The following is a 10,000-nucleotide window of genomic DNA, read 5'->3' on the forward strand; positions in this document are numbered from 1 at the left end:
ATTCTGATAAGTTGGTTTTTGCCAGAATAACGGCGCCAGCGGCACGTAATTGCGTAACTAAGGCGGCATCTTTGCTGGTTTTAAAGTCTTTTAACGCCAGAGCACCAGCTGTGGTTGGCAGCTGATCTGCAGTGGCTATATTGGCTTTGAGTACGATCGGCAACCCGTGTAAAGCCGAGCGAATTTTTCCTGCTTTACGTTCTGCATCCATTGCTGCTGCTTGCTGCAGGGCATCTGAGTTGATATCCACTATGGCATTGAGCTCAGGGCCTGCATCGTCTAAAGCGCTTATTTGCTGCAAATAGTAGCGGGTCAGTTCAACTGAGCTTAACTGCTGTTGTTGCATGTAGTGGTTTGCTTGTTGCACTGTGATGTTCTGTAGTTGTACCGCGGCTTGACTAACCTGACTGACAGAGCAGCACGCCAGTAGGCTGAGCAAAGATAAACGCATCATGTTTCTCTTCTGTGATTATTTTATGAACTAACAATTAGTGAAAGGTTATGAAGTTGCAATAGTTCTGAGTTAAAACAACAAATTAGCAGGTCTGGACTGGTATCAGGAAACAATGGATGACGAGGAGCTCCACCCCAAAGGGCGGCGCTCAATCACTTATCAGTTGATACTTAGCTCGTCATGTACAGCTTTTACACCAACAACCCCTTCTGTGATAAGTATGGCCTGATTAATCTGGCTTTGGCTGTTTAACACTCCGGTTAGCAACACATCACCTTTTGTCGACACCACTGTGATGTCGAAATTTTTTAACTCCTCATCCCGCAATAAAGCAGTTTTGACATCATTACTGATGTTTGCATCTGAAATGGCGACAGGAACTGCACTGTCAGCCACCGGAGCTACAGCGGATTTGTCTTCTGCAGCAGTCGCGCCTGGATAGGTGGGTGTTGATTGATCACATGAGCTTAGGGCAAGAGCCGCAACTATGATCAGGGATGAAGTAAAACCAGTAGATAAGTGCATAAACGTCTCCTTTGGTCCTAACCTCACTGGAGGCTGGATCTGTTGACAGTGCCTCAAGTTGGTTGTGATGTCTGTGCGCCAGCGAACCAGATTTTTTTGCTGCTGTGAAATACTTGCGTCTTTTAAGCTAACTAAGGTAAAACGGCAAAATAGCGGAAACTATAAGGTCTATTGTTGTGACATCAGCACAAGTGAAAGCGTTAACCGACCATTTGATTGCACTGGAACTGCAGCTACAGCAGCCTGAAACAAGGCGAAATCGAGGGCTGTTAAATCAGCTGTTGGCCAGAAATTTTGAAGAAATCGCCTCATCAGGCGTACATTTTGATAAAGCCCATGTGTTGCAACGTTTACCGGAAGAACAGGCACCTAGTGTCGAAGCTTTTGATTTTGAAGTACGGCTATTATCTTTTGATCTGGCTCAAGTCTTATATAAAGCCAAGGTACGAAAAGTCGGGGAGATGCACAGCAAAGTGTCTCTGCGAAGCTCTCTATGGCAACTTAATAGTCTGGGATGGCAGATGGTTTTCCATCAGGGCACAGCTGTGTTGCCATCAAGTGGGCCTCTCTAAATGCAGCATTAGGCGATACAGACTCTGGAGCCAGATGATGCAGATGCAGTGTTGCAGTTCGAACTTAGCCACAAAAACCTCTTTGGACAACGTATCGAAGCAAGGCCAAATATATTTTCTCAGCCTGAAGCAGTCGGACTGAACATTGCTGAATTTATGCTGTTAAAGCGGCAGGCATTGGTCCGGCAGAGGAGTTGCCAGCTTTGTATTAGCTGGTTTAATCCTGCAAGCAAAGCAAAGCAAAGCAAAGCAAAGCAAAGCAAAGCAAATGCGACTGACATTATTATCTGCCTGCATCTCAACAGAAAATCCGGCTTCGGCTCGGGTGTTAACAAAAGCGGGGTTTCAGCAGATGGAAGTTATACCGCAAATAGCCATAGTACAAGGCAAAACTCTTGCCGGGTATCTGACGTGGCTAAAACTCTAAACCATTAAAACATCATTTAAATTCTTCTTGACCTCAAGTTAACCTGAGCTATTACAGTGGCGCGGATTTTAGTTCTGTGCACTAAGTACTGTAGAGGGAGAGTTTGGTTATGAGTTCAGTTGTAAGTCGTTGGTATGATCCCTGGTTAACCGCTTTAGCCCCGCTGATTTGGGGCAGTACTTATGTTGTAACTACAGAGTTTTTACCTCCTGACGTGCCTTTATTATCTGCGGCTTTACGTACTTTGCCGGTCGGACTTTTGATCTTGCTGTGGTTACGACAGCTGCCGGCGGCTGGCTGGTGGGGGAAAATATTTTTGTTGGGCTTTTTAAATATCGGTGTCTTTCAGGCGCTACTTTTTGTTGCCGCTTATCGTTTGCCTGGTGGGGTCGCAGCCACTGTCGGTGCTATTCAGCCATTAGTGGTATTGCTGTTAAGTTGGGCTTTACTTGGTGGCCATACGTCCTGGTTAAGTTGGGTTGCGGCCTTGTCAGGTTTGGCTGGTGTGGCTATGTTAGTGCTTGGACCTGCAGCTCAATTAGATAGCCTGGGTGTGTTTGCCGCGGCTATTGGTGCTTTGGCTATGGCCTGCGGCACTCTTTTGACGAAAAAATGGCAGCCTCCTGTCAATGCGCTGGTACTGACCAGTTGGCAGCTGACTGTGGGTGGCCTTTTCCTGTTGCCTCTGGCCTTTAGTGTGGAAACTCTGCCGCAACGCCTGAGCCTGACTCATATCCTGGGTTACCTATGGCTGGGCTTGATTGGCACAGGGCTCACCTACGTATTCTGGTTAAGGGGAGTGATGAGAATGCCAGCCAGTGCTGTGACAGGTTTTAGTTTGCTGAGTCCTTTAAGTGCTACTGTGCTGGGGTTTTTGCTCCTGGATCAGCAGCTGACTGTACTGCAGAGCCTGGGTATGGCTTTGGTGCTTGCTGGTGTCTGGCTAGGTCAGCATAAAGCCGCGATACTGATACCCAAGCCCACTCGCAGTATAGAAAAAAGGCAACTTTGAGTTTCCAGAACAGAACTGGTGTTTTAGTGAGTTTTTGTTGATGATCTGTGTTTTCTCCCAAGGATATAAGCTGATGACAGAACATAAACCAGAAACTGCAGCTGAATTGGTGCAACGACAGCTGGAGGCCTACAACAGTAAAAATGTTCAAGCCTGGCTTGCTTGCTATGACGCCGACGCTATACAGCTGGATTTCCAGGGTACAGTTTTAGCTCAAGGTCACGAGCAAATGCGCCAGCGTATCAGCCAACGTTTTACTGAGCCTGATCTTCAGGCAAAGCTATTAAACCGCATGGAGATGGCGGATTGGGTGATTGATCATGAACTTATTCAGCGCAATTTCCCTGAAGGGCGGGGGCAGGTCGAAATGTTGTGTAGTTATCAGGTCAAACAGGGCCTGATTGTCAAAGCCCTGTTTCAATTGGGGGAGCCCATGCTGTTCTGATCTGTATTGTTGATAGTGCGCTTTTCCAAAGCGCACTTTTGTCTATCAGGCAGCTGTTTACTTAGTGCTCTGTGTCACAGGTTCCAGTTTATAAATGTCGCCTTTGGGCACACCGGCTTTGACATAAAACAGCTGCTGGTTTTGTATGCTGTACTGATGCACAAATCGCTCTGGTGTAGACAGCAGCAGAGTGTTTTCCTGGTTGTTTAACTGATACTGACGTATGCCTTGTCCTTGCTGATAGTAATAAATCTTATCCTCAGACAAGCTCCAGTTTAGCCAGTTGATTTTGTTAAAGTCGGCGATCAGCAGCTGTTCCTGGCCTGTGGTTAGATTGAGCAAAAACAAGCCATCCTGGTGAAACTTGCTGAAATACAGCTGGTCTTTTTGCAGATAGCCACTGTAGCCACCTTGCTGAGTCAGTTGCTTGCTACTTGCCGATTGTAAATCCAGCTGCCATAACTGCCAGTCAGCATTTTGTTTACTGCTGTAAATAATGCCTGAACCGTCAGCGGTCCAGTTGGCGACTTCCACTTGTTTATCCGGCGCAACCAAGACCCTGCTCTGGCCTGAGGCGATCATCAACTGCCACAAAGCGCCGTCTTTGGTAAAAATCAGTGACTCACCATCAGGTGACCATTGCAGCCGGACAAAGGCAGGATAGCCAGGTAAATCAGCCAGTTGGTATTCGTTTTGTCCCACAGGTTGTAGCCAGATTTGCTCTTTACCACTACGCTGACTTAAAAAAGCTAAGTCCCCTTTATGGTTCACTTCTGGCATGCGGTCAATTTTACTGCTGCCGATGCGGATCCTGGCTTTATTGGCCGTGAAATCATGTTGCCAAATGTCTGAATCCAGTTCGTAATCCGCGTAATAAATCTGTTGGTTCACCACGGCGAGCGACTGCACAGTGCGACCGGTATAAAATAAAAACTCCAGCTGTTCGCTGTCCGTATCGTATTGCAAAAGTTCAGCATCTTTGCTTAGCAGTAATTTATCGCCTAACCAATCGATATTAGAGGCCTGCAGCGGTAAGGTCTTTTGTGTTAAAACGGCAAAGCTACTGCTATCCAGTATTACTACTAAGGTCTGTTGTTTTTCCAGATAACGTAACACGGCCAGTTTTTTACCGTCATCAGATTCGGCAAAAGCCAGATCTCCGGTGGGGCTTTCAGCGCTTAGCGGATTAGTGATTTGCTCTTTGGCCTGGGTATCCAAGCGGTAGCGGCTCAAAGCGTATGGTTGGGTTTTGTCCGCGCGGTCACGTAGATAAAAGCCTTTACTGTCCTGTTGCCAGGCTATTTTCACTACTGAATCTGAGTGGCACTGAGCCACTGTTTTCTTCTGTTGCGTAGCTTCAAGTAAAAACCATTGCACCACACAAGCTTCAGGTTGTTGTATAACCTGGATCACTTGTAAGCCATCAGGGCTGATGGCCGCTGTAACCAGCTGTTTATCGTCAGACAGGATTTGAGTTTTGCCTGTTTTTTGGCGTAAAACCAGCTGGTTAGTTTCTGTTCCGCCCGAGATGTACAGTAGCGTTGAGCCGTCTTTGCTCAGGCTGACATCATAGTCAACGCCCTGAGCTGAGCTTATTGGCTGGGGCTCATTCAGATAAGGCGTGGGTAACTTTTCTGGTTCTGGCGCGAGCGTGATAAAAAACCACAGTACAAAAAACAACAAAGGGGCAGTCCAGAGCACTGCAAGTACCAGTTTGGTTTTGAGGCCAGAGCTTGTTGCTGCAGCCGGGCTTCCCGCTGCTGTTTTTACTGCAGCCGCTGCTGCCACACTAACCGCTGGCTCGGCTGATGTATTGGCTTGTTGCTGCACAGTGTCCGGGGTTTCAGGCTGCTTTGTCGCTTGCGGGGTGACCGTCTGGCAAAGCCGATAACCTACTTTGGGCAGGGTTTCGATATACGGTGTACTGGGATCCAATTGTGCAAAGACTTTACGTAATAAAGATACGGCTTTATTAATCGCACTTTCGCTGACCACCCGACCGTCCCAAAGCTGCTCAATCATTTGGTCGCGACTCAACTGACCATGATCTGCCGCGATAAAAAGACTTAACAGCTGATAGGCCTGAGGGTCTAAATAGATAACTTCTGTTGCAGAGCGAAGTTCCCGGCTGCCGGGATCAAAGGTCAGTTGTCCTATCAAAACAGGCTGATGAGTGTGGTGTTCAGACATAAATCAAAAATCCGCAAGAGGCTGTAGCTAGGGGTAAGCTTTTTATCATAAAAATGTCCGGAACTCTTGTGTTCTTATTGCCTTTTTCTGATGCACCATCAGAGTTTTAGCGAGGAAGAACCAGAATGAACCCATTAAAGTGGCTGCTATTGTGTGTAGTGTTCGGTTTTGCCAGTGCATCAGAAATCAAAGCTGCGGCCTTACCTGAAGGCGTTAGGATCATTAAAGCTGGCGGTGCAGAGTTTCAGCTACGTTTTGCCGGGTTAGAGCACAAAGGTCCGGCTGTGGTATTGCTGTCAGGCCCTAATGAGCACTGGCATAGTGACAGTGGCTGGTTTGCTTTGTTGCAACCCGTGCTGGCCACTAAATACCGAACTTATGCTGTGGATAGATTGGGGCAGGGCTTAAGTTCAGAAGTCAATAATCCGTCCTATAGTCGCTTTGCAAAGGACTTAGCTGTAGTGATGTCTGAGTTGAATGAAAGTGAAATACTCTTGCTCAGCTTTGCCAGTAGTTCTATATCCAGTTTGTTATTGGCGCAGCAGAATTCAGTACTGAAGATCCAGGGGCTGCTACTGATTGACCCTGACATACCTTTGCCTCACTCTATTGCTTTGTATAAAGGTTATCCGGCTGACTGGTATAAAGCTAATCTGGCGGAGTTGTTACCTGCGCTAAAAACCGGGATCTGGACAGAGCGTACTGCTAAAAAACTGCAGCAAGAACGGCAACAGGTGCAAAAGCTTATACCTGAACATTATGCAAGTCTGATGGACTGGGGCTATTTTGATTTTATGGCGCAACTAAGGCTGCGAATTGAACGACAACAAAGCAGGGCAAAGGAAATTGCTGCCTATGCCGCAGATTTAGATCTGTACCAACAGCTACCTCTTTACTCTAGTCGACCTGTGTCCGTACTCAATACAGACTTCGAGCAAAAACAACTGATGCTAAACCCTGCACAAAAGTCCGAAATTCAAGCCTGGCAACGAGAAGGCGATGAATGGAGTCAACTGCAGGCAAAACGCTCAGGAGGCCAGTATATTGAGCTGCAACACTCAGATCATTTAGTTATTTTTCAGAGGCCTGCTGTGGTAATACAGGCCGTGGACTGGTTGATGGCATTGCCATAAATATGCTATTCACTTGATTACAAGGCTGAACACAGAGGGTAAACTTAGCTTTTATGATCTTTAGTGAGTTCAATAGCTTATGTTCAAAGTTTTAGCGCTACCTCTTTTATTTGTTTCAGGTCAGTTACTCGCAGCCACTACAGCAATAACGCAGTTGGACTTTGCTCAATTCACTAAGCAGATCAAGGAAAACGTTGCTGGGCGACCGGCTTTTCAGGGAACAGCCTTGTTGATGCAGGGGACTGACATCCTCTGGAGCTATCAGTATGGAGCTACCGCGGCCGGCAAACCTTTTGGACAGCACAGCGCCTTTTTTGTCGGCTCCATCAGTAAAACTTTAGCAGCTTTGCTGGTTATGCAGCAGGTAGAGCGTGGTACTTTGGATTTGCAGGCGCCTGTTCAGCGTTATTTACCCAAACTTCAACAGCAGTGGGCAAGCTCAGTGCGGCTTGCAGATTTATTAAGTCATACCTCTGGTCTGGTTGATCTTCAGACTCAGCAAAATTATGGTCAATTTCGGTATAACAATTTAAATTTTCAACTGCTTGGACAAATACTGACGGCTGTCACACAACGGCCTTATGCTGAACTGGCCTCAGAACTGTTGCACTCCTGCCAGATGCAAAATGCTGGTTTTGAAGTGAAGCCTGATACGGTCAGTCAAGGCTGGCAGGAAGAGCAAGGGCAGTTAAAAGCCATCACAGGTTTTATGCCGATCGAAGCACAGCCTAGTGGTGGTTTGATCGCCTCTGCTGCAGACATTGGCCTGTTACCTTTGTGTTTGCAACAGCAGTTGAGTAAAACCAGCCTGAGCCAAATGAGTCAAGCTGTGGTGTTACGCCAGCACAGGTGGGGACAAATCTATTACGGTTATGGCATGCAAATTAGCCAGACTGCAGCTGGTACTGAATGGAGCCATGGCGGTTATATTCCAGGTTATGTGTCGGTATTTAATTATTACCCTGAGCATCAATTGACTCTGGTGGTGTTGGAGAACCAGGCCTTGGATCCCGCTGACTTTGGCAGAGTGGCTTATTACCATGATAAATTACGAGAGCTGGTGATTAGCAACCTCAGCCAGTACCACTAAGGACTATTTATGAAATTCAGATATTCATTACTGACGGCTGCACTTTGTTGTGGTTTGCTTACACAGCAAACACGGGCAAATGATAATTTTGCGGTACGGTACCAACAGCAGGTAGCGCCGTTTTGGCAAGCCGTGCAGCCCAGGCAACTGAGTTTACCGGATGGAACTACTTTGCCTTACGTATTGATTAAACCTGCCCAATTTAAAGCCACTGTGGTGGTGGTCAATGGTCGCACTGAATCCTATATGAAGTATCAGGAATTAGCCTATGAACTGACACAGCAGGGATTTCGGGTACTCATGTTTGATCACCGTGGCCAGGGCTTATCCGCTCGTTTAACCGATAATCCACACAAAGGCCATATTAATAATTTTCAGCAGTATGTAGATGACATGCATCAGTTGATCAGTAATGTTTTGCTGGCGGATCAAGGCAAGCAGCCCTTGTATCTGTTAGGGCACTCTATGGGGGGCGCTATCAGTACCTTGTATCTGGAACAACATCCTGATGTTTTTCAAAAAGCGGCGTTGTCGGCTCCGATGTTAGGTATTAATGGTAAGTTGCTGTATGACGAGATGGATGCCTGTCGTTTGGCTAGTGTTGTCAGTGTGTTTTCGACTCAAGGCTATGCTGGTTTTACCGAGAAGCCCTATAGCGAGGGGCCTTTTGAGACGAACGAGCTAACAGGCTCACAACCACGTTATCAATGGATGCAAACTTTATATCAGGATAATCCGCAGCTGCAGTTAGGTGGCGCCACCTGGGGGTGGCTGGAGCAAGCTTGTGCTGTATTACCTCAAATGCAGCAACACGCAGCTGCAATCAAAACCCCTGTGCTACTGATGCAGGCAGAACTGGACAGCATAGTCTCAGCAGCTGCACAGCAGGAGTTTTGTTCTGTATTGGCTGCGAATCCGAACTCAGGTTGTATCGGCGGCGTGCAGCAGATTAAAGGTGCCAGGCACGAGCTACTGTTTGAGCAGGATCAGATACGTAAGCAGGTTGTTGACAAAATACTTACGCATTTTGCAGCGCAGTAACAGTCGTAGTCAGTGAGCTGCAACTGTCACAGCTCTACATGGATAAATAAATGTGAGACTAAATAAAAAGGCCACCGAAAGGTGGCCTTGGTTTATGACTAGTATGTTATTTAGTCCACTGAACCAGGTTTAGTCATAGGCGCTACGCTCATCTGACGAGCAGAGGCAGAGCCTGCCGGACGTTCTGAGCTAATCACCTGCGGACGTTCGCTGTTATCCATAGCTGTAGGTTGGACTATAGCGGCGGTTTCAGCTTTTACCTGCGGTTTGGTCATATCAGCAGTGACCATTTTGGCGTATCTGTTGCCTGTAGCGACAGGTGCTTTGACCTCAGCTACTGCTTTTTTCACAGGAGCTTTCCGGGTTTTTGCTTTTGGTGCTTCTTCAGTCGTTTCAACCACAGCTGCCGTTTCAGCAGCCGCAGGAGCGGATTCTGCTACTGGCGCAGGTTCAGCAGCCGCAGGAGCGGACTCTGTTACTGGCGCAGGTTCAGCAGCCACAGGAGCGGATTCTGTTGCTGGTGCAGGTTCAGCAGCCACAGGAGCGGATTCTGTTGCTGGTGCAGGTTCAGCAGCCACAGGAGCTGTTTCTGCTGCCAGCGCAGGTTCCGCTGCTACTGGAGCTGTTTCTGATGCTGGCGCAGGTTCCGCTGCTACTGGAGCTGTTTCTGATGCTGGCGCAGGTTCCGCTGCTACTGGAGCTGTTTCTGAAGCTGGCGCAGGTTCAGCTGCAACTGGAGCTGTTTCTGCTGCTGGCACAGGTTCAGCTGCTACTGGGGCCGTTGTTGCCACCGGCGCTGTTTCTGTTACCGCTTCAGCAATTGGCAGATCCAACTGTTGTTCAGTACTTACTGGGTTATCCAGATCTTCAGGGTAACGGGCTGCCAAAGCTTCTTCTGCTTCTTGATCCTGTTGCTCTTTTTTACGTTTCTGACCAGCAGCACGTAAATGACGAGGTGAGCGACGGCTGCGGCTGCGGCCTTCAGCTGCTTCTTTCTCAGCATCTGTGTCTTCTGTCTCAGTCAGATCTGCGGCCGGAGCGTCAACAACTTCGGGCAGAACACTAGTTTCTGTCACTGCGCTGGTCTCAATGACTGGCGCTGTAACTGTAG

10 protein-coding genes and 1 pseudogene are annotated in these 10,000 nt (G+C 47.7%); 7 read left to right on the plus strand and 4 right to left on the minus strand.

What is annotated here, in order from left to right; genetic code table 11:
- Positions 1-454: amidase family protein (locus tag LDL40_RS12355; protein ID WP_300995684.1), on the minus strand; the 454-nt coding region annotated here is incomplete at its 3' end.
- Positions 455-613: 159 nt separating this feature from the next.
- Positions 614-979 carry a BON domain-containing protein gene (locus LDL40_RS12360; protein WP_300995685.1) on the minus strand — a complete coding sequence of 122 codons (366 nt, stop codon included), beginning with the start codon at positions 977-979 and terminating at the stop codon, positions 614-616.
- A gap of 176 nt (positions 980-1,155) precedes the next feature.
- Here LDL40_RS12360 and LDL40_RS12365 point away from each other — a divergent pair, with 176 nt between their 5' ends.
- The 4 genes from LDL40_RS12365 (at position 1,156) to LDL40_RS12380 (ending at position 3,435) form a co-directional block, all read left to right on the plus strand.
- Positions 1,156-1,551 carry a DUF4440 domain-containing protein gene (locus LDL40_RS12365; protein ID WP_300995686.1) on the plus strand — a complete coding sequence of 132 codons (396 nt, stop codon included), beginning with the start codon at positions 1,156-1,158 and terminating at the stop codon, positions 1,549-1,551.
- Positions 1,552-1,774: 223 nt separating this feature from the next.
- Entirely contained in the window at positions 1,775-1,978 is a 204-nt protein-coding gene (locus LDL40_RS18790) for a hypothetical protein (RefSeq protein WP_367304320.1), read from the plus strand.
- A gap of 109 nt (positions 1,979-2,087) precedes the next feature.
- Positions 2,088-2,990: an EamA family transporter gene (locus LDL40_RS12375; RefSeq protein WP_300995688.1), complete on the plus strand. Its 903-nt coding sequence runs from the start codon at positions 2,088-2,090 to the stop codon at positions 2,988-2,990.
- 73 nt (positions 2,991-3,063) lie between these two features.
- Positions 3,064-3,435, plus strand: coding sequence for a nuclear transport factor 2 family protein (locus LDL40_RS12380; RefSeq protein WP_300995689.1), 372 nt, complete (start codon positions 3,064-3,066; stop codon positions 3,433-3,435).
- A gap of 57 nt (positions 3,436-3,492) precedes the next feature.
- On the opposite strand, the gene LDL40_RS12385 is transcribed toward LDL40_RS12380, so the two are convergent.
- A complete protein-coding gene (locus LDL40_RS12385) occupies positions 3,493-5,625 on the minus strand; it encodes a DUF5050 domain-containing protein (protein ID WP_300995690.1) in 2,133 nt (710 codons plus the stop codon).
- 125 nt (positions 5,626-5,750) lie between these two features.
- Between LDL40_RS12385 and LDL40_RS12390 the strand changes: the two genes are divergently transcribed.
- From LDL40_RS12390 to LDL40_RS12400, 3 genes are all read left to right on the plus strand, one after another.
- On the plus strand, positions 5,751-6,758 hold the full coding sequence (locus LDL40_RS12390) for an alpha/beta hydrolase (protein ID WP_300995691.1): 1,008 nt from the start codon (positions 5,751-5,753) through the stop codon (positions 6,756-6,758).
- A 79-nt stretch (positions 6,759-6,837) separates the two neighbouring features.
- Entirely contained in the window at positions 6,838-7,848 is a 1,011-nt protein-coding gene (locus LDL40_RS12395) for a serine hydrolase (protein WP_300995692.1), read from the plus strand.
- 9 nt (positions 7,849-7,857) lie between these two features.
- Positions 7,858-8,889 carry an alpha/beta fold hydrolase gene (locus tag LDL40_RS12400; RefSeq protein WP_300995693.1) on the plus strand — a complete coding sequence of 344 codons (1,032 nt, stop codon included), beginning with the start codon at positions 7,858-7,860 and terminating at the stop codon, positions 8,887-8,889.
- Positions 8,890-8,999: 110 nt separating this feature from the next.
- Here LDL40_RS12400 and LDL40_RS12405 read toward each other — a convergent pair.
- Positions 9,000-10,000: pseudogene (locus tag LDL40_RS12405) on the minus strand (ribonuclease E); the annotation flags it as partial.

The organism is Rheinheimera sp., assembly GCF_020217005.1.
GTDB lineage: Bacteria > Pseudomonadota > Gammaproteobacteria > Enterobacterales > Alteromonadaceae > Pararheinheimera.